The sequence below is a fragment of the Methylotetracoccus oryzae genome, assembly GCF_006175985.1.
Taxonomy (GTDB): domain Bacteria; phylum Pseudomonadota; class Gammaproteobacteria; order Methylococcales; family Methylococcaceae; genus Methylotetracoccus; species Methylotetracoccus oryzae.
In genome coordinates this window covers 105,890-130,604 of sequence record NZ_SRSH01000016.1, presented here as the reverse complement: position 1 = coordinate 130,604, position 24,715 = coordinate 105,890, and the positions used below count along the sequence as shown (strand labels likewise).

Annotated in this window: 20 protein-coding genes; 7 read left to right on the top strand and 13 right to left on the bottom strand. The window is 65.2% G+C overall.

Going from position 1 to position 24,715, the window contains the following annotated elements:
• Positions 1–94: 94 nt before the first annotated feature.
• Entirely contained in the window at positions 95–652 is a 558-nt protein-coding gene (locus tag BWR02_RS15905) for a Uma2 family endonuclease (RefSeq protein WP_139558909.1), read from the top strand.
• Between the two features lie 33 nt (positions 653–685).
• Here BWR02_RS15905 and BWR02_RS15900 read toward each other — a convergent pair whose 3' ends face one another.
• The 4 genes from BWR02_RS15900 to BWR02_RS21345 form a co-directional block, all read right to left on the bottom strand.
• Positions 686–1,693, bottom strand: coding sequence for a phytanoyl-CoA dioxygenase family protein (locus BWR02_RS15900; RefSeq protein ID WP_139558908.1), 1,008 nt, complete (start codon positions 1,691–1,693; stop codon positions 686–688).
• A gap of 333 nt (positions 1,694–2,026) precedes the next feature.
• Positions 2,027–2,374: an HVO_A0114 family putative DNA-binding protein gene (locus BWR02_RS15895; protein WP_139558907.1), complete on the bottom strand. Its 348-nt coding sequence runs from the start codon at positions 2,372–2,374 to the stop codon at positions 2,027–2,029.
• 197 nt (positions 2,375–2,571) lie between these two features.
• Entirely contained in the window at positions 2,572–2,727 is a 156-nt protein-coding gene (locus BWR02_RS21490; protein WP_268921421.1) for an ANTAR domain-containing protein, read from the bottom strand.
• Positions 2,690–2,827 carry a hypothetical protein gene (locus tag BWR02_RS21345; RefSeq protein WP_236102320.1) on the bottom strand — a complete coding sequence of 46 codons (138 nt, stop codon included), beginning with the start codon at positions 2,825–2,827 and terminating at the stop codon, positions 2,690–2,692. Before BWR02_RS21345 ends, BWR02_RS21490 begins: the two co-directional genes overlap by 38 nt.
• Before the next feature lie 384 nt (positions 2,828–3,211).
• On the opposite strand from BWR02_RS21345, the gene BWR02_RS15885 reads away from it, so the two are divergent.
• Complete coding sequence (locus BWR02_RS15885) at positions 3,212–3,751, top strand: class I SAM-dependent methyltransferase (protein ID WP_139558905.1); 540 nt, start codon at positions 3,212–3,214, stop codon at positions 3,749–3,751.
• 145 nt (positions 3,752–3,896) lie between these two features.
• Here BWR02_RS15885 and BWR02_RS15880 read toward each other — a convergent pair whose 3' ends face one another.
• The 7 genes from BWR02_RS15880 to BWR02_RS15850 are packed head-to-tail and all read right to left on the bottom strand — an operon-like array spanning position 3,897 to position 14,365.
• On the bottom strand, positions 3,897–4,472 hold the full coding sequence (locus tag BWR02_RS15880; protein ID WP_201276297.1) for an ANTAR domain-containing response regulator: 576 nt from the start codon (positions 4,470–4,472) through the stop codon (positions 3,897–3,899).
• 2 nt (positions 4,473–4,474) lie between these two features.
• Positions 4,475–5,773: a CmpA/NrtA family ABC transporter substrate-binding protein gene (locus tag BWR02_RS15875; RefSeq protein ID WP_139558904.1), complete on the bottom strand. Its 1,299-nt coding sequence runs from the start codon at positions 5,771–5,773 to the stop codon at positions 4,475–4,477.
• 52 nt (positions 5,774–5,825) lie between these two features.
• Positions 5,826–8,516, bottom strand: a complete 2,691-nt coding sequence (locus BWR02_RS15870; RefSeq protein WP_139558903.1) for a nitrate reductase — start codon at positions 8,514–8,516, stop codon at positions 5,826–5,828.
• A 4-nt stretch (positions 8,517–8,520) separates the two neighbouring features.
• On the bottom strand, positions 8,521–8,838 hold the full coding sequence (gene nirD / locus BWR02_RS15865) for a nitrite reductase small subunit NirD (RefSeq protein ID WP_139558902.1): 318 nt from the start codon (positions 8,836–8,838) through the stop codon (positions 8,521–8,523).
• Positions 8,835–11,291 carry a nitrite reductase large subunit NirB gene (nirB, locus tag BWR02_RS15860; protein ID WP_139558901.1) on the bottom strand — a complete coding sequence of 819 codons (2,457 nt, stop codon included), beginning with the start codon at positions 11,289–11,291 and terminating at the stop codon, positions 8,835–8,837. Before nirB ends, nirD begins: the two co-directional genes overlap by 4 nt.
• Positions 11,292–11,348: 57 nt before the next feature.
• Complete coding sequence (locus tag BWR02_RS15855; RefSeq protein ID WP_139558900.1) at positions 11,349–13,067, bottom strand: bifunctional protein-serine/threonine kinase/phosphatase; 1,719 nt, start codon at positions 13,065–13,067, stop codon at positions 11,349–11,351.
• Positions 13,068–13,084: 17 nt separating this feature from the next.
• A complete protein-coding gene (locus BWR02_RS15850; protein ID WP_139558899.1) occupies positions 13,085–14,365 on the bottom strand; it encodes an MFS transporter in 1,281 nt (426 codons plus the stop codon).
• A gap of 675 nt (positions 14,366–15,040) precedes the next feature.
• Here BWR02_RS15850 and BWR02_RS15845 point away from each other — a divergent pair.
• Together BWR02_RS15845 and BWR02_RS15840 are read left to right on the top strand one after the other, a co-directional pair.
• Entirely contained in the window at positions 15,041–16,621 is a 1,581-nt protein-coding gene (locus BWR02_RS15845) for an alginate export family protein (RefSeq protein WP_236102312.1), read from the top strand.
• Positions 16,622–17,123: 502 nt separating this feature from the next.
• Positions 17,124–17,426: a DUF5658 family protein gene (locus tag BWR02_RS15840; protein WP_139558898.1), complete on the top strand. Its 303-nt coding sequence runs from the start codon at positions 17,124–17,126 to the stop codon at positions 17,424–17,426.
• A gap of 27 nt (positions 17,427–17,453) precedes the next feature.
• Here BWR02_RS15840 and BWR02_RS15835 read toward each other — a convergent pair whose 3' ends face one another.
• Positions 17,454–19,340: an ATP-binding response regulator gene (locus BWR02_RS15835; RefSeq protein WP_139558897.1), complete on the bottom strand. Its 1,887-nt coding sequence runs from the start codon at positions 19,338–19,340 to the stop codon at positions 17,454–17,456.
• A gap of 523 nt (positions 19,341–19,863) precedes the next feature.
• On the opposite strand from BWR02_RS15835, the gene BWR02_RS15830 reads away from it, so the two are divergent.
• The 3 genes from BWR02_RS15830 to BWR02_RS15820 all read left to right on the top strand — a co-directional run bounded on the left by BWR02_RS15830 (position 19,864) and on the right by BWR02_RS15820 (position 22,818).
• Positions 19,864–20,088: a DUF72 domain-containing protein gene (locus tag BWR02_RS15830; RefSeq protein WP_139558896.1), complete on the top strand. Its 225-nt coding sequence runs from the start codon at positions 19,864–19,866 to the stop codon at positions 20,086–20,088.
• 188 nt (positions 20,089–20,276) lie between these two features.
• Positions 20,277–21,095 (top strand): HoxN/HupN/NixA family nickel/cobalt transporter, encoded by an 819-nt coding sequence (locus BWR02_RS15825; RefSeq protein ID WP_139558895.1) that lies wholly within the window; start codon positions 20,277–20,279, stop codon positions 21,093–21,095.
• Between the two features lies 1 nt (position 21,096).
• Complete coding sequence (locus BWR02_RS15820) at positions 21,097–22,818, top strand: tetratricopeptide repeat protein (protein ID WP_139558894.1); 1,722 nt, start codon at positions 21,097–21,099, stop codon at positions 22,816–22,818.
• Between the two features lie 150 nt (positions 22,819–22,968).
• On the opposite strand, the gene BWR02_RS15815 is transcribed toward BWR02_RS15820, so the two are convergent.
• On the bottom strand, positions 22,969–24,678 hold the full coding sequence (locus tag BWR02_RS15815) for a glycerol-3-phosphate dehydrogenase/oxidase (RefSeq protein WP_162560190.1): 1,710 nt from the start codon (positions 24,676–24,678) through the stop codon (positions 22,969–22,971).
• Between the last annotated feature and the right edge of the window lie 37 nt (positions 24,679–24,715).

Below are 24,715 nucleotides of genomic sequence, written 5' to 3'. Positions count from 1 at the left end.
GGGGTCCCTCAACCTCACCCAGGGGATTGAGCTTTTCCCTATTTCGTCGGCCACCGTACACTAGCGCCAAGCCTCGAGACGCGAGAATCCCGCCATGTCGACACCGGCGTCCCGTTTAGCGACCTATGAGGATCTGTGCCAGGTGCCGGATCGCTTCGTCGCGCAGATCATCCATGGGCAGTTGATCGTGCTGCCACGACCGGCACCCAGGCATGCCCGCGCCTCGTCGATCATGGGCGGCAAACTCGTGCCCACCTACGACGAGGGACGCGACGGCCCCGGCGGTTGGTGGATTCTGGATGAACCGGAGTTGCATCTGGGCTCCGACATCCTCGTACCGGACATCGCCGGATGGCGGCGCGAGCGCCTGCCGGCGCTGCCCGACAAAGCCTTTTTCGAGTTGCCCCCCGACTGGCTTTGCGAAGTGTTGTATCCGTCTACGGCGCAAATGGATCGCGCGGACAAACTCCCGATCTATGCCGCTCAGGGAGTCGGCCACGTTTGGCTGATCGACCCGGACGCGCGCACGCTGGAAGTGTTCGCATTACACGAGGCCCATTGGCGTCTCGAAGCGGTCTACAAGGACGACGCCACGCTCAGTGCCCCGCCCTTCGACGCGCTGAGCTTCGGGCTGGATGCGTTGTGGGCATAATGGACACTTACCTACGACCGGAGTTTCGGATGATTAACGGAACAGCGCGGACCGCCATGCACTCTTGGCGAGTCGCTCCTTCAGCCACCTGCGCGCATTTCGATTGACACGCCCTGCTTCCGCCCGCATTGCGCCCGCGCCGACTTCCATCAGGCTTTGCCACAGGCGGCGGCGCAACTTCTCGTTTACGAGGTATCGGCGCAGCCCGCTGCGGGTGCCTTGGCACGTGCGGCAGAATTGGGCGAAATCGTCCGAATAGAAATCTTGAAACGGAATGTCCTCGGTACCCCGCGCATCGAAATAAGCGAGAAGGCTTTGATAGAAGGCGGGCATTTCGAGCATCTTCGTGAACTTCTTGAAGCCGCCATCCACCAGTTTTGCCTTGGACACGGCGTGCGATCCTTGCGTGAAGCGGATCGAGAGCGCGACACGACTGGTCTCGGCATCCTGGGTCTTGTGGATAACGTCTCCGCGGAGAAGCAGCAGATCGCCACTCTTCAACTCGGGTGTCTCGGCAATTTCCGACAGGTCGTAGTTGACGCTCCCGTATTTCCCACCCTCATTTTCATTGCAAAAGATCGAATTGTGCTGCGTCTCCTCCACCAGACACGCACCGCGCCCGAGCACTTGCTCGTACAGGTCCGGACTCCGCTCATGCAGGCGGTTCATTGGAATGAGCGAAAGGTTTGATTTCCCAGCGTCCGGTTTGATGATCGGTATGTAAAAATTGAGATAGTGATAATGCGTTTGGGTGAAATAGTAGCTTTCGCGGTCCTGGTGCCAGGAAAACCGTTGTCCGCCGTCGGTAAAAAAGTAGACTCCGCCGATCATGAAAGTGGCTTCAATATCGGTCTGCATGGAAATAGCCGCCGTCAAGGCATCGAGCTTGTCAGAAAGGTGTAGCAGCAGGTTCCGGGGTGGGATCTTGACCCGATAGGCCTCGTACCAAACCCCCTCGTTCTGGGAGATGTCGGCCTCGAAAAGGGTAATTTCATGCCGGTCAAGAAAGGATCGGATCACGACATAGCCTTTGTCGACCAAATCGCTCAGATCCCGGTTTCGTCCAGCGCTCATAGGGGGTCCTTGCGCCCCGCCACTTAGCCGCCAAAACTAGCCGTCTTATGAATTCGTGAGGGGGTTTTGGCGGCGAGTGAACCACGGTGAACGCCCTATGCACAATAGGTAGTTTCACCTACTGAGGGGTGACCGTCACCGCTTTCCATTACGTGGCTTTTCCGCCAAGACCCCAACCGTGATTGCGCTTCAATGCCCGGAGACTCGACCCGTGGCAGAACACGACCTACTTTTTGAACGCTCGAGCTGGCAACGCCTTCCACGGTTTGTGGCGCGACAACCGCCTCATGAACTGAAGGGTCACGCGCCTCGCAGCAGGAACTCGACCTTCACGGTATCGTACGAAAACTCGATGCGTCCGTCAGGGAAACGTGTCAGCACACCGGCATTCAGCAGCTCGGTCACGTCGCTGTGAACCGCCTTTACATCACGACCGACCCGACGCGCGGTCTCGCGAATGGACAGGGGCCCCGCCCCGCAAAGGGTTTCTAGAAGCTGCCACCGTTTGGCAGTCAACACCTGCCACAACAGTTCCGGAGTCGCAAAGCTGATGTGTGCCTCGGCCTCGCCGAGACCGTAATTCATGGCGCTTGCCGCATCCGCAAGCGTCTCTTTTAACGAGCGCACGTCAAGCACGACCGTGTTCATGGTTCCACCTCGCGATGTCAGCTGAATAAGCGGCCATCAGTCGTTCAGGCGTTGAGAAGACATAGGGCATCCATAGGGCATCCATAGGGCATCTCGCTCGCTCCCATTTACCCGTCATCGCCTATAACGCGCTCGTTGTCATAACGGAGCACACAAGGCTGCTGACGCCGACTACTCGCGACCGCCGAACGGTTACCCTAGCCGTCCATCCCTTCCAGCGACAATAGAGTCCGCGCGACATCCGCGATGCGCAGGCCCCGGTTCATCGCGGTTTTGCGCAGCAGTGCGTAGGCCTGTTCCTCATGCGCAGCATGTTCACGGGCGGCCCCGCGGTCCGAACAGTTCGGCCGGATCGAGCTTGCGGTGGTGCAATTCGCGGCCGAGCAGATAGGCAACGGGGTGCGCCGGGTCGAACACGCTGCCGCCGACGAAGCGGTCGGCGCCCAGCGTCATCCCATCTCACGGCCATGGCAGAAAAGGAGTCGGCTGACTTCTCTGCGGGCTTGGGGAAGATGGACTTAGCCGATGTGCTAGTGATTAAGGCGCGGCTGGTCTAGTATCGCACAACGTGTAGACGGAAAATGGAGAGCAAATATAGTGGGCGGAGAATCGAGAGGAGAACTGAGACCGGACGTCGGGCGTCCGCTGCTTGAGGCACAGGAAACGCTGGCGGTCGCACCGCAAGTCAATCCACCTGCCGAAGCGTCGGCACCGCCGAATGGCGTTCCGGGCGAGGACGCGGTCTTCTCCCTGCCTGCGCCCGAACGGGTCGTAGCGCTTGGCCACCGCGCCTACATCGGCGGACAGACACCCGAGATGTGGTATGGGATTGGGCGCATGCAGTACCATTTCCTCGTTGCCCAAGGCTTGGAGCCGCACCATGTATTCCTTGACGTGGCCTGCGGGGCGTTGCGCCTGGGGCAATATCTCATCCCTTTCCTCAAACCCGGCCATTATCAGGCCATCGAAGGTGAAGAGGCTCTTATCGCAGCAGGACTAGAACATGAGGTGCTATACGGTTTGGGTGCCAGCCGCAGGCCAAGATTCGTCTGTAACTATGATTTCGACGTCACGGGGCTAGAACCCTTCGACTATGCAATCGCCCAGTCACTGCTGACCCACCTGACACCTACGGATATCGAGAAATGCTTCACGGGAATCGGCGGCGGCTCGCATGCCGGATCGCGGTTCTATTTCACCTGGTTTGAGGGGCCCGAAACCGGCAACCCTGAAGGTCCATCGCATGCTCAACGGAACTGGCGCTATCCCTTCGAGCGGCTTGCGGAACTTGCTTCACCGGGCGGCTGGCAGCTGACGCGCATCGGCGACTGGAATCACCCGCGCGGTCAGATGATTGCGTTAGCGACGCGGACATGATGCGACTGAACACGCTGTTGTTGATCGCTACGCCACGCTGAGCATAAGCCGTTGGTTCCGAACCTCGGCTTTAGCAAAACAACGGTGCTGTCGCCGATCCCCAATGCTGCTGACGAGGATCACTCGCGACCGCCGAATTGGTACCTCAGCCCTCCATCCCCTCCAACGACAACAAGGTCCGCGCGACGTCGGCGATGCGCAGCCCCCGGTTCATCGCGGTCTTGCGCAGCAGTGCGTAAGCCTGTTCTTCGGTAAGTCCCTTGCGCTGGATCAGGATGCCCTTGGCCTTGTCGACGATCTTGCGGTCGGCGAGTTGGACCTTGGTGTCGGCGAGCTCGCGGCGCAGCGCCTGGAATTCTCGGAAGCGCGCGATCGCGACGTCGACGATCGGCAGGATGCGTTCCTTGCTGAGGCCGTCGACCACGTAGGCGCTGACGCCGGCCTGCACGGCCTGGCGGATGTACTCGCCGTCGCGGTTGTTCGAAAACATGATGATCGGCTTGGGGTTGTCGCGGCTGACCTCGCGCAGGTCCTCCAGCGTGTCGCGGCCCGGCGCCTCCATGTCGATGATGACGACGTCGGGCTGGGCATCGGTGACGATCTGCAACAGGCTGCCTTCGTCGACGGTCCGGGCGACGACGCGGTGGCCGGCATCGGTCAGTGCCTGCTCCAGCACCGCGCTGCGGGCCGGATCCTGGTCGACGATCATGATGCGCAGCATGTTCACGGGCGGCCCCGCGGTCCGAACAGTTCGGCCGGATCGAGCTTGCGGTGGTGCAATTCGCAGCCGAGCAGATAGGCAACGGGGTCCGCCGGGTCGAACACGCTGTCATCGACGAAGCGGTCGGCGCCCAGCGTCATCCCGTCGCGCTGCCATGGCGCGGCATGCGCGCCCTCGGATTTCTCATCGTCGGCCGGGCACACGATCGCGAGTTCGCCGGCGGCCTGCCGATAGAGGTCGGGCCGGTACACCGTGTGTGCGATACCGCGCAGGTCGATCGGTTCCCGGATCTGCCCCCATCGGACCATCTGCGTCAGCAGCCATAGCGCGTGCGAGCGCCACGGGAAGTTGGCCGCGTAGCGGGAAAACACATTGAAATCCGGCATCGGGAGCGGCGCGTCGCCGGCGGCATAACGGTACGAACCGGTCATCGACATCGCGATGATCTCGGCCGGTGCACCGACGTAGTCCGGATGTGACAACAGCTCGGCCGCTGTTCGCCGATTTGAGGGTTCGTCGAGCCAGCGGGTCGCCTCGATCAGCGCCTTGATGACCGCCTTGTGCGTAGCCGGATACCGTTCAGCCCAGTCGGCGTTGACGCCGAGGACCTTCTCGGGATGGTTGTTCCAGATGTCGTGACTGGTCGTCAGCACGCGCCCCAGTCCCTCGGCCACCGCGGCGGCATTCCACGGCTCACCGACGCAGAAGCCGTCGATGGCACCGATGCGCAGGGCCTCGACCATCTGCGGCGGCGGGATCACGACCAGTCGCAGATCACGGTCCGGGTCGACACCGCCCGCCGCCAGCCAGTAGCGCAGCAGGTAGTTATGCGTCGAGTACGGAAACACCATCGCGAACACCGGCGGCGTTCTGCCCGCCGCGTGGCGCGCATCGATGAGTTGTTTGAGGCGATCGGCTGCGACCGGCGCCTCACCGGATCCGTCCGGATCGAGCGTCGCCATCTCGTCGTAAAACGCATTCGAAACGGTGATGGCATTCCCGTTCAAGTCCAGCGACAGCGCGGTGACGGTCGCCTGCTGGACCTCACCTAGACCGAGGGTCGTCGCCAGCGGCATGCTGGCCAGCATCTGCGCGCCGTCCAACAAGCCCGCGGCGACCTTGTCGCGAATGTTCGCCCAGGACGCCTCGCGCGACAGCGTGACGTCGAGCCCGTGGCGGGCGAACAGGCCTTGTTCCTGCGCAATGACCAGCGGCGCGCAGTCGGTTAGCGGAACGAAGCCCAGCGTCAGCCGCGACTTCTCGGGAACCGCGTCACGGTTCGGGGGCTCTGCAGAAGTCAATCGAGCGTCTCCTCAAGGTTCAAAGGGAATCGAATGTTCAATGCGCCCGCGTTCAGGAGACGCGGGCTTCCTGCAGCAGGATGCGCAGTTCCGGCACGCAGGAACCGCAGTTCCGGCCCGCTTTCAGCAGGTCTCCGATTTCGGCAGTGGTCGTCAAGCCGTGCTCGCGAATCGCGGCACGCAAGGTGTTGATCCCGACCCCGAAGCAAGAGCAAACCGTTTGGCCCCGGTCCTGTTCGGCGTTTGCAGGCTTGCCCGACAGCAGCGCACGGCGCGCGTCCTCCGGGACCGGGTGGTCACCGAACAACGAGCTCAGCCAGTCGCGTGCCGGGAGGCTCGAACCGGTTTCGACGAACAGGCAGAACGCCAGTTGCGATGCCGACAAACGGGCGCAGCGGTAGCGCCGGGCGCGCGGATCGGAGAATTCCAGCCATTCGTCCGCGTCGCCCCCTCCCGCGGCACGCGCGGCGGCGCCCCAATCGTCCGGCGCGCTCTCCCCGGCCAATTCGTAGCGCCAGTGACCACGTCCCCGGATGGCGACACAGTAGGTCGCGTCCGGAAAGGCCAGCGGCTGGCGCGAGAACGCAAAGCCCTGCCATGCGGGACGATAGGCCTCGACTCGCACCGGCGTGAATTTCGACTCGGGCTCGCCGGACACCGGATCGCAAGCCGGGCCGACCAGCGCATTGACCAACGCACCGCGGGCATTGGCGTCGGTCCAGTGCATCGGCGCGAATACCGAACCGCACTGCTGCGCGTCGGTGACCCGGGCGCGGGCCAGCATCACGCCATGCCGGCTGGTCAAGCGCACCAGCGCACCGTCCAGGATTCCGAGGGCGCCGGCATCGCGCGGATGCAGTTCGGCATAGGGTTCGGACAGATGCGCGTTCAGCCGTGCCGCCTTGCCGGTGCGGGTCATCGTGTGCCACTGATCGCGGATGCGGCCGGTGTTCAGGATCAGCGGATGCTCGGGATCGGTCGTCGACAGCGGCGCCCGGTACGCGACCGGGACAAAACGCGCGCGACGCCCGGCGCGGTCGGTCATGGCCGGCATCTCGAGACGGGCGCTGCCCTCGGGCATTTCCGTCGTAACCGGCCATTGGATGGGGTGCAGGCCATCATAAGCCTCGGCTGCCAGCCCGGAAAGACCCGCAATGTCGAACACCCGCTGCCCAGCGTTCCGATACCCCGAGAGCGCGGCATGTTCGCGGAAAATCTGGTCGGGACTGCGGTAACGAAACGCCTCCCCGTAGCCCATCCGCCGCCCGACCTCGGCCAGCATCCACCAGTCCGCGCGCGCCTCGCCAGGCGCCGGCAGGAACGCCCGCTGGCGCGAGATCCGGCGCTCGGAGTTGGTCACCGTGCCGTCCTTCTCGCCCCAGGCCAGCGCGGGCAGTTGCACATGGGCATAGCGGGACAGATCCGTTCCCGCCTCGCAGTCGGACACAACCACGAACGGGCAGTCCCCCAGCGCCGCCCGCGCGGCGTTGACGTCCGGCAGGCTGGCGACCGGATTGGTCGCGATGATCCACAATGCCTTGATGCGTCCTTCGCCGATCGCCCGAAACAGATCGACGGCTTTCAGTCCCGGCCGTTCGGCGATGCGCGGCGAACGCCAGAAATCACGGGCGAGTTCGCGGTGATCGGCATTCTCGATGTCGAGGTGTGCGGCCAGCTGGTTCGCGAGCCCTCCGACCTCACGCCCGCCCATCGCGTTCGGCTGGCCGGTCAGCGAAAACGGCCCCATTCCGGGTTGGCCGATACGGCCGGTCGCGAGATGCACGTTGACGATCGCGTTGACCTTGTCGGTGCCGGCGCTGGACTGGTTGACTCCCTGTGACCAGGCCGTCACGGCCTTAGGCGTCCGCGCGAACCAGTGGTAGAAGCACGACACATCGCCTTCCGCCAGACCGCAGGCCGCGGCGACCGCCGGAATGGACGGCGCGGTCTGACGCGCCGCGTTGAGCGCGGCGGCCAGCCCTTCCGTGTGGCGCTCGATGAAGTCGTAGTCCAGGCCGTCGTTGCGCCGCAGGTAGTCCAGCAAGCCGGCGAACAGGATCACATCCGTGCCCGGCGCGACCGCGAGATGCAGGTCGGCCGATTCGGCGGTCGCCGTGCGGCGCGGATCGATCGTGACGAGACGCGCGGCCGGATTCCGCTCCCGGGCCTTCATCAATCGCTGATGGATGACCGGATGGCACCAGGCGGCATTGGATCCGACCAGCACGACGAGATCGGCCAGTTCCAGATCCTCGTAGCAGCCCGGCACCAGATCCTCGCCGAACGCCCGGCGGTGGCCGGCGACGCTGGAGGCCATGCACAGCCGCGAGTTCGTGTCGATGTTAGCCGAGCCGATGAAGCCCTTCATCAGCTTGTTCGCGACGTAATAGTCTTCGGTCAGCAACTGGCCCGACACGTAGAAGGCGACCGCATCCGGTCCATGCTCGGCGATCGCCTCACTGAAGCGCCGCGCGACCTTGTCCAGCGCGGTGTCCCATGAAACGCGCCGGCCGGCAATCTCCGGGTACAGCAACCGCGTTTCCAGCGACAGCGTTTCTGCCAGGGCCGAACCCTTCGAGCATAGGCGCCCCTGGTTGGCCGGATGCTCCGGATCGCCCTTGATCCGGACCCCCGTCGGCCCCCGCGTCGCGAGCACGCCGCAACCGACGCCGCAGTACGGGCACGTCGTCTTGATCGGACCCGGCTCCGAGTGACCCGTCGTCTCCGGCGCCACATGCGTCATCGCCTCAGACCTCGGCCAGTTGCAGGAACACCCGGTCCGCGTCGAGCCGCACCGGAAACCGGTTCACACAACCGTGATCCGGCGCCACGGCCTCGCCCGCGGCCAGATCGATGACCCAGTTGTGCAGCGGGCAGGCCACCTTGCGATCGTGCACGATGCCCTGCGACAGCGGACCCCCTTTGTGCGGACAGCGGTCCAGCACGGCGAACACCTCGTCCTCCACGGTGCGGAACACCGCGATCGGCCCGCGCGGACTTTGCAGCACGCGCGCGCCCTGCCGCGGGATGTCCGCCAGCAAACCGACCTCGATCCAGTCGCTCATGCCGCCAACCCCTTCCGGTCGATCCGGATCGGCTGAAACTCGTTGCGTTCCGCGCCGCGGGCGCGCTCCGCCCACGGGTCGACCTGAGCCGTGACCTGGGATTCCATGAAGCGCTGGAACAAGGTCTGCCGGCCCGCCGCGTCATCGACGATACGCTGTTTCACGTACGGCAGCCCGACCCGTTCGATCCACGGCGCCGTGCGTTCCAGATAGCGCGCTTCCTCGCGGTAAAGCTGCATGAAGGCGCCGCAGTATTCCTTCACCTGCTCTTCGGTTTCGACCTTGCACAGGAAATCGGTCGCGCGGACCTTCACCCCGCCATTGCCGCCGACGTGCAACTCCCAGCCCGAATCGACCGCGACCACGCCGAAGTCCTTGATCGTCGCCTCGGCGCAGTTCCGCGGGCAGCCCGACACCGCCATCTTGAACTTGTGCGGGGTCCACGAACCCCAGGTCATCTTTTCCAGGTCGATGCCCATCCGCGTCGAGTCCTGCGTGCCGAAACGGCACCATTCCTGGCCGACACAAGTCTTCACGGTGCGCAGCGCCTTGCCGTAGGCATGTCCGGACACGAAGCCGGCAGCGTTCAGATCGGCCCACATCCGCGGCAGATCGTCCTTTTTGACACCGAGCAGGTCGATGCGCTGGCCGCCGGTGACCTTGACGGTCGGCACGCGGTACTTCTCGGCCACCTCGGCGATGGCGCGCAGCTCGGCCGGCGTCGTCACACCGCCCCACATCCGCGGCACTACCGAGTACGTCCCGTCCTTCTGGATGTTCGCATGAGCGCGCTCGTTGATGAAGCGCGACTGCGCGTCGTCGCGGTATTCGGCCGGCCATTCGCACAACAGATAATAATTCAGCGCCGGGCGGCAGGACGCACAGCCGTCCACCGTGCCCCATTCCATGAACTGCATGACGGCCGGGATGCTCTTGAGCCCCTCCCGGCGGATTGCGGCGCGAACCTCCTCGTGCGTGCGCTCGGTGCATTTGCACAGCGGTTTCTTCGCCGGCGTCACCGAATAGTCGCTGCCCAGGGTGCTGTGCAACAACTGTTCGACCAGGCCGGTGCACGATCCGCACGAGGCCGAGGCCTTGGTGTGCGCCCGCACGTCCTCCAGCGTGAACAGCTTCTGCTGGACGATCGCATCGACGATGGTCTTCTTGCAGACCCCGTTGCAGCCGCAGACCTCCGCGTCGTCCGGCAGCAGCGAGGCTCGATTCTGGTCGCCATGGCCGGAATCGCCGAGGTGCGCCTGGCCGAACAAGATGCTTTCGCGGAAAGCCGAGATGTCGGTGCCTTCGCGCATCAGCTGGAAATACCAGGCGCCGTCGCCGGTATCGCCGTACAGCACTGCCCCGCGCACCCGGTTCTCCCTGACGGTCAACTTCTTGTAAACACTGCGGGCCGGATCCTGGTAGCACAGTTCCTCGTAGCCTTCGCCCCCCTGGAAATCACCCGCCGAAAACAGGTCGATGCCGGTGACCTTGAGCTTCGTCGACGTGACCGAACCCTGGTAGCGGGCGATGCCGAACTCGACCAGATGATCGGCGCAGACCTTGGCCTGCTCGAACAGCGGCGCAACCAGACCGAACAACTGGCCGCGGTGCTGCACGCATTCGCCGACCGCGTAGATACGCGGATCGTAGGTCTGCATCGTATCGTTGACGACGATCCCGCGCTCGCAGTGCAGGCCGGCCGCCTTGGCCAGTTCGATATTCGGCCGGATGCCGACGGCCATGACCACCAGATCGGCCGGGATTTCGTTGCCGTCCTTGAAGCGGACCGCGCGCACCCGGTCCTCGCCGAGCAGCGCCTCGGTCTGCGCCTCCATCATGAAGCGGAGCCCATCCTGTTCCAGCGCCCGCTTCAGCAGCGCCGACGCGGGTTTGTCGAGCTGCCGTTCCATCAGGCTGTCGAGAATGTGCACGACGGTGACCTCCATGCCGCGCTTGCGCAGCCCGTTGGCCGCCTCGAGGCCCAGCAGCCCGCCACCGATCACGACCGCATGGCGGTACTTCTCGGCGGCGTCGACCATCCGGTCCACATCCTTGACATCGCGAAAACCGATCACGCCCGGCAGATCCTTGCCCGGGAACGGAATGATCACCGGGTTCGAACCGGTCGCCAGCAACAGCCGGTCGTACGGGGTTTCGAGTCCGTCTTCGGTCCGGACGAGACGCCGGCGCCGATCGATCGCAACGATCGTCTTGCCCTTGTGCAGCGTGATGCCGTTCTTCCAGTACCAGTCATCATCGTTCAGCACGATGTCCTTGAGCGTCTTTTCGCCGGCCAGCACCGGCGACAGCAGGATCCGGTTGTAGTTGCAGTGCGGCTCGGCGCCGAACACCGTGATCTCATAGGCCTCCGGCGAGCGCTTCAGGACTTCCTCGACGGTCCGGATGCCCGCCATGCCGTTGCCGATCACGATCAGTTTCTGTTTGGCTTTCATCGCCACTCCTCGCGCGCTGCGCGATCTTTCGTTGGGTAAAACCGGCTCATCCGACCGCTAGCCGGGCAGGCTGCGGAAGCCGAACCAGAACAGCAGGAAAAGGAACTGCGCGATCGCCGCGATCTGCCAGGCCCGCGCGGGATGGCGGCGGAACCAGGGCGGCCGCGGCGCGGGAGCACGCTGCCCGCCCTTCGCCAGGCCATGCTCCAGATCGAAAGCCAGCTCGATCGTGTCGGCATAGCGATCCTTGGGGTCGGGCGCCACCGCGCGCTGGATCACGGCACCGAGCCAGGCGGGAAGGTCCGGACGGTGCTTTTCGAGCGGACGGAAGCCGACGAAACGCGGATGCGTGAACGGTTCGATCTCGCCATAGGGGTAGTGACCGCCCGCAAACAGCCGGTAAAGGGTCACGCCGACCGCAAACACATCGGTGACGACGCTCGCCCGCGCCTCCCGAAACAACTCGGGCGCCAGATAACTGGCCGTGCCCGGCATGGGCGCCTCGGGCAGGTCGCCGCGTTCCGGCAGCGACGCCACACCGAGATCGACCAGCTTGAGCCCGCCATCCTCGAGCAGGAGCACGTTTTCGGGCTTGATGTCCCGATGGATCACGCCGCGGCGATGCAGCGCATGCACCGCGCGACACAGCTTCAGCGTCACGTCGAGGCCGGCATCGAAGCTGACCGGCGGCTGCGCGACGAGCCGTGACTCCAGGGTGTCGCCGCGGTAGTGGGGCATGACCGAATACAGTCGGGTCTGGCGACCCGGCGCCTGCTCGATGATCTCGGCCAGCCAGGGGCTCTTGATGCGCAGGCCGATCCAGGCTTCGCGCGTGAAGGCTTCCAGGTACTCCCGTTCGCTGACGACGCACGGGTGCGGAAATTTCAGCACCACGCCGGAGCCGGTCCGCCGGTCATTCGCGACGAACAGACAGCTATATCGCCCCTTCGACAACACGTGTTCGAGTACGTAGTCGTCGACCGTGTGGCCCACTTCGGGCAACTCCAGCACCGCCAGTTCGCCGAGGCTCTCGTACAACCCGTCGCTGCCCGGCGGCGGCAACGCGATCACGTCGACCACGGCCACCGTGATGTTGTCGCTGCCGTCCTTTTGCAGCGCGGCGTCCGCCAGGGCATCCGCGCAGGCCTGCGGGTGCTGGCGTTGCCGCAATACCTCCCAGATCGCCTCGGAGGGCAAGGCCCCGTGCAGTCCGTCCGTGCAGAGCACATAGCGGTCGTGCGCTTCCAGCGGATGTACCTCGCAATCGGCCGGCACGGCGCTGTCGAAACCCACGGCCCGCGTCAGGGCATGGTCCAGGCCTGGCGCGGTCAAGGCATGGTCGCGGGTCAGGCGGTCCAGGCGCTCGCCCCGCAACCGGTAGATGCGCGAGTCGCCGATATGCACGGTGTGGGCCTGCCGCCGGTCCAGCACGAGTGCGCTGAAGGTCGTCGCCATGCCGCGGTGACCCGGATCCTGCCGGCCCATCGCGTGGATCCAGCCATTGACGGCCGACAGCGCGCGGGACGCGCGGCGGTGAGCGCCCAGGGTTTGGGGCAGCCCCGAGAAGCCTTCGATAAAGCCGCGCACGCACACTTCCGCCGCCGTGCGGCCGCCGGGCAGACCGCCGCAACCGTCGGCCACGACGGCCAGCACCTCCGCGTGAGCGGTCATGCCGCCCGCCGGACAGACCAGGCCGACATAGTCCTGGTTGTCCGCCCGGCGGCCCTGCCGCGTCGCGAAACCGGCCTGCACGATCAGCCCCGAGTCCCGTGACATGCGATCGCGAAGCGCGGCTAAACCCGGGCGCCCGACACGGCGCCCCAGGTCGTGCGCCAGCGGCGCTTGACCCAGGTCAGTCCAAGCAGACCCAGCAGCGGCAGACCGGCGAACACGCTGAAACCGGCGGCGAAACCGTGCTGCAGATCCCAGGACAGGCCCAGGGCCTTGGCCAGGAAGAAGCCGCCGACGCCGCCCGCCGCACCAACCAGGCCCGTCATCACGCCGATCTCTCCGCGAAAGCGCAGCGGCACCAACTGGAATACCGAACCGTTGCCCATGCCGAGCGCCATGGCCCCGACGAAAAAGATGGCGACCGCGACCCAGGCGACCCTTGGCAGATCGTCGAATGCCCACCCTGCGACCTTGGCGTCGGTGGCCTGCGCCGCGGCCGGCAGCGGCCCTTCCGGCAGAAACGAAATGCTGAGGTAGCTGAGCGAAACGATCACGAACAGGATCTGCAAGGCCTTGATGCCGCCGATCCGGTCGGCGATCAGCCCGCCGAGCGGACGGAACATCGACCCGCCGAATACGACGATCGCCGACATCATGCCTGCCGCAATCCCCGAGACGTGGTACCAATTCGTGAAATACAGCGGCAGCGCATTGCCGAGGCCGACGAAGCCGCCGAAGGTGATCGAGTAGAAGAACATGAACCACCAAGTGTCGGCATCGGCCATCAGGGCCGCGTAGTTCTTCCAGGTCACCGGGCGGCGCTTTTCCGGCGCGTCCTTGACCAGCACCGCGTAGATGATCAGCACCAGCAGCAGAGGCAGGGTCAGGAAACCGAACACCGACTGCCAGCCATAGGTCTCGGCCAGCCACGGCACGATCATCGAATCCAGCACGACGCCCATGTTCCCGGCGCCGGCGATACCCATGACGATCCCCTGATATTGCGGCGGATACCAGCGGCTGGCCTGCGGCAGGGCCACCGAGAAACTGGCGCCGGCCACACCCAGCAGCAGGCCCAGCAGTTCGACCTCCAGCTTGGAATGCAGGCTGAAGAAGAACACGTAGACCAGCCCGGCAATGACCAGCGCCTGCGCCAGCACGCCGGTGCGTTTGGGTCCGAAGTGATCCGCCAGCATGCCGAGCGGAATCCGCAGGATTGCCCCGGACAGGATCGGGATGGCGACGATCGTGAATTTCTCGCCGACCGGAAGGCCCAGTTCCTGGGTGATGTAAAGGGCGAGCGGCCCCAGCATCACCCAGACCATGAACGACACGTCGAAATAAAGAAAGGCCGACAGCAAGGTGGGCCAGTGTCCGGCCTGCCTGAACTCTTTGAACTTCATGAAACACCCATGGAGTTGGATCGTGATCACGAGGTCCCGCGACGGGATGACAAAGGCTGACCGGCAGGCAATAAAAAAGGCGCCGGGCAACTGGTTGACCAGTCGCGGGACGCCTTTGTCCGCTGATTCGCCACCGCCGTTGGCGCGAATCGCATGACTTTACCCGTTACAACGTTCGTGCCATCGTCGGCCTAAAGATGCAACACATTGTTACTAAGCATTAAATTTGAACACTGATACGGCGGAGGCTAAGGCGACACGCTGCGAACCTGCGCCATCGTGGGGCGCACCTCCCCGTTGTGTGGCATCACTCCGGCACTACCCCTCCAACCGACACCACAATCGCCGGCTTGCTCGCCAGCGGCGTCAAAGCGGTGCACGGACGGGTGACGATCCCCGAAAACGGCAGACCGTGGTGCATGCCGGGCTTCGTCAGCGCAGGCGAAACGCGGTGCCTGCGTGCGCTAGTGATGATTAAACAGTACCTTGAGATTGAACTGGGGAGATGGCGCGATCTCTGCTTGATCTTAGCCAGTGCGCACCAATGCCGGTGCGAATCAACCCGGACAACGGCGTCCTGCTGCCCTGACACCAGCGCGGCACGACGCCTTTTTCGTGCCCGAGGTCGGGGCAGCCGAGCTTTCCTAGCAACGCTGACCGCACGAGGAGACCCGGGTGACCGTAACCAGCCTGCATTCCGCCGCTACCGCATCCACCCCGACCGCAACTGACCTGACCCAACGCGTCCCACCATCGCACCGCTCAGGGTGGAGCGGCACAGGACGCCTCACTGCCCGGCGAATCGTCGCGCTGGCCGGGCTCGCGAGCCTGGCGGGCCCCGTCTGGCCGACCGATGCTCCGCCCCAACCGTGGAAAGCGGAGTTCACGGGACCGGCCGATTCGACCTTCCGCGTCGAATTGCATGAGCGCATTCGCGGCGAGTTCGTCGACTGGTTCGGGGATCCGGTCGTCAACGGGAACGCCATTCCCAAGGAGTCGACCTACAACTTCGTCGGCAACAAGTTCCAGCTCGGCGTCCGGGCCGCGAAGGGCCCGTTTGAGGTGTTCACCCAATTCCAGGACACCACGATTGCGGCACTGCCCGAGAACGGTGTCGGGATCGGCGCCGCCTATTACGCGCAAACGCCGCACACGACGCAGCAGAGCGCGTTCCTGCGCCAGGGCTATGCCAAGTTCAAGTCCGACGGTTTCTCGATCACCGGCGGGCGCCAACTGTACTTCGACGCCGGACAAGGCGTAGCGCGCAATAAGAACCTGAAGTGGATCCAGGACTTCCGCTGGGCGCAGCGGCTGATCGGCCCGTTCGAGTACACCCACGTCGGACGCAGCTTCGACGGCGGTCAACTGGGTTATCAGACCGACGACTACGAGATCGGCGGATTCGCCTTCCTGCCGACCTACGGCGGCTTCGAGATCAACGGGATGCACGACATCAGCGGGATCAACGTCGCCGGCCTGACGGCCAATCTGAAGGACTCGGAAGCCGTTGGTAGTACGCTGGGGCGCGTGTTCTGGACCTATTACAGCGACACGCGCGGGCTGGTCGCGACCGATAACCGCCCGGCCCCGGTGCGGGCCGCGACCCGCAGCGACCCGATCGAGATTCATACGCTGGGTGCGGCGGGTGCGCACCTGCTGCCCCTCGGTCCCGGGAACCTGGACGGCAGCTTTTTCGGCTACGGTCAGGTCGGCAAATGGCAAAACCTGGATCAGAACGCCTGGGCCTACGGCGTCGAACTCGGCTACCAGTTCTCCGAATACTGGAGCGCCCCCTGGATCCGCGCCGGAATCAACAGCGCCTCCGGCGACCCGAATCCCAACGATGGCGAGCACCAGACCTTTTTCCAGATGCTGCCCACGGCCTGGCTCTACGCGCAATTTCCGTTCTACAACATGATGAACAACCAGGACGTGTTCCTGCAGGCGATCTTTGCGCCGGACCCGAAAGTGAATCTGCGGGTCGACTTTCATTGGCTGACCGTCAACCAGAGCCGGGATCTCGTCTACTCGGGGAGCGGCGCCACGAGCAACACCTACTTCGGCTACAACGGGGCACCGACCGGGGGCTTCGACCAGTTGGCCTACACCGCGCACATGATGCTGAGCGTCAAGCCAGTGGACCATGTGACCGTCAACCTGTTTTACGGTCACGCCTTCGGCCAGAGCATCCTGAACGCGCAGTACACCGGCAATCAGGGGAATTACGGCTTCGTGGAAACGGTCCTGGCGTTCTGAACGCTGGGCCTCCCGTGCGGCATGCGCGGACGGGACACGTACCGCCCGATTGGGGCATTTGGCGGAAATTGCGGTGCAAATGGGGGGGAACTGACAACCCTGAGACCGGCAGGGACGCCTTCCTGCCGCGTTCCGCGCCGGGCGGCGGAATGCCGTCCGGGTCCGTTCATTCGGGCTTTCATGCCTCGTGCGGTACCCATGCCTAAGCATTTGGCGCAAGGCTTGCTTGACATTTAGCGATATCCTAAGCCATGCGAGCCAAATGAATCCTCCGATACGACCCGAAGACACCCCTCCGACTCGACGCTATCCCCTGACCGCCATGCCTCACCGCATGGCGCCCCCACCCACCGATACGCACCGCCTCCTGGTCCCACCGCCGTGCACTTCCGCGTTGAATTGGTGCGGTGCGCTGACCTGCAACGCGAACACACTGGATCACTGCGCTCGGTCGGTGTCCCCGCGTAGCCGCGCGCGGACCTCCGCCGGTTGGTCGGTTGCCGTGACGGCCACCCTGATCGTTCTGTTCGGCCTGCTGCAGATCGCCGACGGCATCGTGACCTACCTGGGGCTCGATCAGTCCCTGGTGGACGAAGTGAACCCCATGTTGAACGCCTGCGCGTCGTTCTTCGGGCTCGGCTTGTCGATCACGGTGCTCAAGCTGGTCGGTCTGGCCTTCATCACCTTCCTGTTCTTCGACCGGCACAAGATGAAAAGTCGCTGGATCACCGCCACGCTGGGGACTGCCGTGGGTTTCTATGCCTGGGTTGTCGCAAACAACGTCAGCCTGGTGCTGGGCGCTTAACCAGCCCCGAAACGCGGCAGCGCGCCCTCACCGGGCCGGGCTGTTTTCAGCGGCAGCTGAGTGGCGGCGCTCCAACTGAACGGTCAGCGTGCGCACGAGTTCGTCCAGCCGCACGGGCTTGGACAGATAGACGTCGCAACCGGCCTCGATGCAGCGCTGTCGGTCGCCCGGCATCGCCAGGGCGCTCAGCGCGATCACGGGTGTTTCCGCCAGACGCGGATCATCCGCGGCGCGGAGTCGCCGCGTGGCCTCAAGCCCGTCCATCACCGGCATCTGGACATCCATGACGATGACGTCGGGCCGTTCGGTTAGCGCAAGCGCCAGGGCTTGTTGGCCGTCCTCGGCGAGCACCGGGGCGAAGCCCTTGAGCTCCAGGTACTCGCGATAAATGTCACGGTTGATCTCATCGTCATCGACCAGCAGCACTTTTCCGCGCCCGGGAGGGGCCGGATTTGCTGCCGGTTCCGGCAAGCGTTCACCTGGCTCGGCAACCGTCACACGCGCAAGCGGCAGATGCACGGTAAAGCGACTGCCGACGCCCGGCCGACTGCTCACGGTGATGCGCCCGCCCTGGAGTTCCGCGAGCCGTTGTGCAAGACAGAGTCCCAGCCCTGCCCCTCCATGACAACGAGCCAGCCGGCTGTCCAGCTGCACGAACGGCTGGAACAGCTTGGCGAGGTCCTCCGTGGCGATGCCGACACCGGTGTCCCAAACGGTGCACTGCACCTCGCGAGCCCCCGCTTCCTGCCGAACTTCCAGGCCGATTCGGCCGCCACCCGGCGTGAATTTGATGGCATTCCCCAGCAGGTTCAGCAGAATCTGCTTCAGACGGAGCGGATCGCCATGCACCCAGATCTGGGCATCTTCCGGGACGGTGATGTCGAGCCCACGTTCGAGCGCGAGGCGCTGTATCGTCGCCAGTGCCGGTCGGTAGGCCTCACGCAGCAGGAAATCCTCCCTCACCACATCCGCCGTACCGGACCGGATTTTCGCCAGATCCAGGATGTCGTTGATCAACCTCAGCAGATGCCGGCCGCTGCTCTCGATGATCCCGAGCTTCTCCTGCTGCTCCATGTTCAGAGGGCCATAGGCTTCCTCCTGCAGCGCTTCGGCGAGGCTCAACACCCCGGTCAGGGGGGTGCGCAGTTCGTGACTCATCGTCGCGAGGAACTCGTCCTTCATGCGGTCCGCTTCGGCCAGCGCCGCGTTGTCGGTCATGAGCCGCTCGTTCGCCCGGCGCAGCGCTTCCGCCCGCCGCTGTTCGGTAATGTCCTGCACGATCCCGAGGACACTGCCGGCGGAATTCCCATCTCCGGGCGCGAGTTCCCCGTAAAGGTGCAACCAGCGTTCGGTGTCGGCGGTGCCGAGCACGCGGAAGTCCAGTTCGACTGACTCGGCCAGATGGGCGCAACGGTCGATCAGGTCGGAGAATCGACCGCGGTCATGGGGATGGACCTGCTCGCGCCAGCCGCCGAGGGTCGCTGTCTGGTTCGCACCGATCGGGAACAACGCGAACAGTTCCGGCGAGCCCGTGACGGTGCCGGAGCCGAGATCCACTTCGTAATACGCGATTCGGGCCAACGACTGTGAGAATCCCAGCCGCTGATTCGCCCGCGCCAGCTCGGATGCCAGTTGGCGCAAGGACTCGGCCTCGCTCCGAAGCTGGAGGTTTGCCTCGTCGAGTTCGCCGCTGAGGGTCTGCACGCGGCGGCCGAGCTGGAACGGGATGTAGACGAAGACGGGGCCGATCAAAAGTCCCGTCAGACCGCCGATTAGCAGGTCGACGGGCAGCACGCTGCCCTTGAGCAGCAGATCGAGCGCCGCGACCAAGCCAACTGCGCACAGCACGATGAGGCTGGCTGCGATAGTGACAAACGGAAGGGCACCAAGCCGCTGGAGCGCATTGAGTTTCATGGTCAAGCCACCGCGCCCAACACGAAAAGCAGGATGAGTCGGTTCGGGGCGACGAGCCCGAACGGGCCGGATCCCGGACTCATTGCCCTCATTTCGAGCACCAGGCCTATCGAAAGATGCATGATGCCCCCCGCATCATCACAACCCGCTTGATGGCGGCCGCCGGTTCGTCGCGGGCATGACGATCGAATGAAAACTCCGCAGGCGGTCGACCGTGGCAGGGCGTGTTGCCGGAGCCGACACGCGACAATGCCGGTCGCCGGAGGCATTGTCAACTCACTCGACCGCTCGGATGGCGCGGATGAACCGCCGACTTCGGCCTGCGCAAGCCACCCGCTGTCGAGGCACGGCATGCGCCGGAGCGGCCCGACAAGCGGTGAACTATTGGGGATGCGCGCGCGCCCGACGATCGCCCGCCGGAATTGAACGGTCACGACGCAACGACTAGCCCGCGCTCCGGCCTGCGCGTTCGACCGGCTTCGGTGCTCCGTGGGTCGCCCCCCCACCCGTGGAGATACCCGCCATGGCTGACCGCATCCTGATCGGCACCGCGTCCTGGACCGACAAGACACTGATCGACTACGGCCTGTTCAACTACCGCTACGCCGAAAGGAAACTGCGTGAACTGGCGGACTCGATCCGCGAGCTTTCCCACCAGACCGGCCAGGTTCACGTGCTGTTCAACAACAACTTCGGCGATCAGGCGCAACGGAATGCAATGGAGTTGCAAGGTAGGCTGAAGGCCTGATCGGCGGCAACGGACTCGCACCCCGGCAGGGGCCGTGTTACGTTACCGTGGGACGCCGGCCGCAGGGGCCAGGGCCAGCCGTTCGACCTGAGCCTTGGACGCGGTCCAACCCGGCGGCGGCCATCGGACGAACGAACACGGATTGGCCGCAGTCGTCAACCAGCCTTGATTCATTGGGGAAGGAGCGTATGCCCACCGATTGGTCCGCGTTGATTGCGCTGGTCTTCACACTGGGTCTGAAGCACGGGGTCGATGCCGATCATCTCGCGATGATCGATGGTCTGACCCGCTACAACGCGCCGCTACGGCCGAGGCTGGCCCGCTGGTGCGGGTTGCTGTTCTCCTTGGGACACGGCGCGGTCGTCATCGCGATTTCGGTCTCGGTCGGCGCGTTGTCGAACCGCTGGGAGGTACCCGCCTGGGCGGCAGACACCGGCGCCTGGATTTCCATTGCGTTCCTGACGGTGCTGGGTATCGCGAACCTGCGCGCGGTGCTCTCGACGCCTCACCACCTCCACGTCCGGACCGTCGGACTGAAGAGCCGGCTGCTGGGCCGTTTCCAGCGCAGCGGCAGCCCGCTCCCCATCGCCCTGATCGGTGCGCTGTTCGCGCTGTCCTTCGATACGCTGAGCCAGGCTTCGCTGTTCGCACTGACCGCGACGCAGTATGGGGGGTGGATTCATGCACTGACACTCGGGGCGGTATTCACGCTGGGCATGCTGATCGCTGATTCGGCGAACGGGCTGTGGATTTCCCGCCTGATCAACCGCGCCGATCGCATCGCTTTGTTGGCTTCGCGGGTCATGGGTCTGACCGTGGCGGGCATCAGCCTGGGCGTCGCGACCTTTGGCGCCGCGAAGTACTTCGTTCCGGCGGTCGATTCGTGGAGCAACGGCAAGGAACTGGCTCTGGGCGGGAGCGTCGTTGCGGTCGTGGCACTGAGCTTCCTCGTGGCGAACTGGCTCTCCCGGCCGCAGGGCGACGCGTCGGCAACGGTCCGGAACTGACGTGGCCGCGGCGCGGACCCTCGAGAATTGGAGCGGCGCGAGAACAGCCGCGCTGCTGCTGGTGCTGAGCGGTGTCATTGCGGATACGGTGCAGGCTAGAACCGAAACCAGGCCTTTCGGCCGCGACCTGCCCGGGGGCACCGACAGCGACGCGACGCTCGCGAAGGATCCGCCTCTGTGGGACGGCCTGGGGCGTCTAGCCCATCCGGTCACGACCACCAACCCGCTGGCCCAGCGTTACTTCGACCAGGGACTGCGGCTCGCCTACGCGTTCAACCATGCCGAAGCGCGGCGCGCTTTTCGGGCGGCGCAACGACACGATCCGGGCTGCGCGATGGCGTTCTGGGGCGAGGCCCTGGTGCTCGGCCCGAACATCAATGCGCCCATGAACCCGACCGACGGTGCATCGGCGCTGGCCGCCGTCGCGGAAGCGCGAGCGCGCGCGGCGACGGCCAGCCCCAGCGAGCAAGCCCTGATTGCCGCTTTGTCCACTCGTTATGCCGCCGACCCGAAGACCGACCGGATCGTCCTGGATCGCGCCTACGCCGACGCGATGGCTGCGTTGACCTCGCGTTATCCCGATGACGACGACATCGCCGTGCTGGCGGCAGAGGCGCTGATGGACTTGTCGCCCTGGGATTACTGGCAGGACGGCGGCACCAAACCCAAGGGGCACACCGAGCAGATCGTCGCGATGCTCCAACGCGTGCTACAGCGTAATCCCGAGCATCCCGGGGCCATCCACCTGTACATCCACATCGTCGAGGCCTCGACCGACCTGGGCCGCGCGGAACCCCATGCCGAGCGGTTGGTTGGCCTGATGCCCGGCGCCGGACACCTGGTCCACATGCCCAGCCATATCTTCTTCCGGGTCGGGCGCTACCGCGATTCCCTCGCCACGAACCAGGCGGCGGTCGCAACCGACGAGCGCTACCTCGCGCAGGCCAGTGCCGAGGGCATTTATCCCGGTGGCTACTATCCGCACAACGTGCATTTTCTGATGGTCTCGGCGCAGATGGCCGGCGACGGTCCAACCGCGCTGCAGGCGGCCGAAAACCTGGCGCGTATGGCGGCGGAGGGACGGATGGCCGACGCGGCATGGGTGCAGCCGATCATGGCGGCGCCGTACTTCGTGCATGCGCAGTTCGGCGATGCGGGGACCGTCGCGAAAGTCGCCGATCCCGGCGACCGCCTACCCTACGTCAGCGCGATGTGGCTTTACCTGCGCGGTGTCACCGCGGCTCGACAAGGCGACTTTCCCGCCGCCGAAGCCGCCGCAACGGCCATCGACCACCTGATCCGGAGCAGCGACTTCAATGCTCTGGAAGCGGCTGGTGTGCCCGGCAAGTCCGTGCTCGAACTGGCTGCGCACGTGGTGCGGGCGCGCCTCGCGCAGCACCGGGGCGACCTGGCGGGCGCGGTCTCGCAGTTCGAAGCGGCCATTGCGCTCGAAGACCAACTCCCCTACCTCGAACCCCCGTTCTGGTACTACCCGGTGCGTCAGTCGCTGGGCGCCGCGAAGCTGCAATCCGGCGATGTCGAGGGGGCTGTCGCCGCATTCCGGAAAAGCCTTGAGCAGGCACCGCAAAACGGCTGGTCCCTGTACGGACTGGCCGAGGCCTATCGACAGGCAGGGAAACGGGAGGACGCCGAAGAAACACAAGCCCGGTTCCGGCGCGCGTGGCTGGGGCGGCAGGGTCCGCCGCGCTTGGACCAGCTCTAGGAAAACCCTGCATTCATGCCACGCCTGCAGGGATACTGCCGACTCCATGAAAATCCTGACGATATCGATTGACGGAGAACGCGGCGGCGCGATCACAGCTGGGCGCCACGGCTCCGAACAAAACCCGAATGGCCGTCGTTCGGATGGTTCCTAGGTTGCCACCCGAGGCGCTGCGCCTCCGCTGATGGCGCTCAATGGCGCCGCGCGGAGCGAGCGTTCCGCGCGGAAGGCTTCAACCTCCGCCACGCACGTTGCCGGCGACCACTGCAGGTGTCGCCCGAGAACGGCGGCAATGCGGTCGACGACCGGATCGGGCAAGTCGCGCAACTCTGCCCAGCGTGTTCGGCGCCACAGGAAATCGTTGAGAGACAGCGCCATCTCCTGATGCACCGCGTACGCGGCCTCGGCGTGGATCCAAGGCTCATCCGGAAGGACCCGCTCGCGGCCTTGCGGTTCTGCATCAGCCCAGCGGACCACGTCTGCATACGCTGCTCCGTAACGACCGGTCAGGTGGACCAACTGATCGTGTGGCCAGGTGCCGTGCCGTTGCATGGCCTCGGCCAGCAGCGTCGGCATGTCCGCGAAGTCGCCGCCGGGCAGAGCGGACAGCTGCCGCGCCGGCGGCGTGCCCGCTCGCAGCGCCTGCCAGGCCGCACGCGCGGCCTGCTCCCCGGCCTGCCGTCCCGCGGTCAACTTGACGCCCGGCAGCGACCACAGCCAGGCCGAGTCCTTAACGAGGCGATGCGCGCGCGAGGCGTGGAGGGTCGACCCGTCGGCCCGGAGCAGCGGCCTGATGCCCCAGCGCAGGCCGTGTCCGTGAGCGGCCAGATAGTCGCGCCGGGCCCGCGCGTCCGAACCGTCTGTCGATGAAGTGGCGGGAAAGCGGCGGGATAATTCGCCGATCAGTTGACGGACCTCCGCGGTGCCCGGCCGAACGGCATCCGGCGGGCCCGGCTGCGGCGTGTCGGTGGTGCCGATCAGCGACCGGCGGCCGAACGGCAATACGAAGAACACCTGGCCCGGAACGCGGGTCGAGAAGATCAGCGGATCGTCCGCCAGACGATCGACGATCAAATGGATGCCGCTACTGTTCCGCAACAGGGGCTGTTTCAGGCCGGCCAGTGCCCGAATCTGATCGATCCACGCGCCGGCCGCGTTGACGATCAGACGCGCCCGGAGCGAAAACGGCTGCCCGGTCATCCCGTCGCGCACATGCACGCACGCCGGGCCTCGACCGGGTTCATCGAACGAAACCACGGTCGCCCGCGTGATCATCCGGGCACCGAGTTCGGCCGCGCGCTGCGCGAAGCCGAGTGTGAAGCGCGCATCGTCCAGGCGCGCGTCGACGAAGTATTCCGCTGCGCCCTGCAGACCGTCTGACGCGAGCGTCGGCACCCGCTGCAGCACCTCGTCGCGATCCAGAATGCGCATTCCGCGCGCGATACCCGCACCGGTTCCGAGGGCGGCGAGCCGATACAGCGCCTGATACACGGCCGTGCCCCAGCGCACCTGCTGCAAACTGTACGCATCGTCCCGATAGACCGGAAACAGGAACGGAAACGGCCGCACGCAATGCGGCGCCAGACGCTCGAGCTGCAGTCGTTCCCGTGCCTCCCGGAGCACATAGCCAATCCGTCCCTGGGCGAGATAGCGCAACCCGGCATGGGCCAGGCCCGTCGAGTGGCTGCTCGCCCCGGCCGCGAAATCGTCCCGCTCGACCAGCACACAGTCCAGACCGAGCAGCGCGGCATGCGTCGCCAGGCTGCATCCGACCACCCCGCCGCCGATGATAAGCACCTCGGCACACCGCGTCGCACTGACGTCGATCGCCCGCTGCCTTTCCACCCAGCTGAAATTCAAGCGCCCCCCCGTTTCGGCCATCAGCAGAACAAACCAA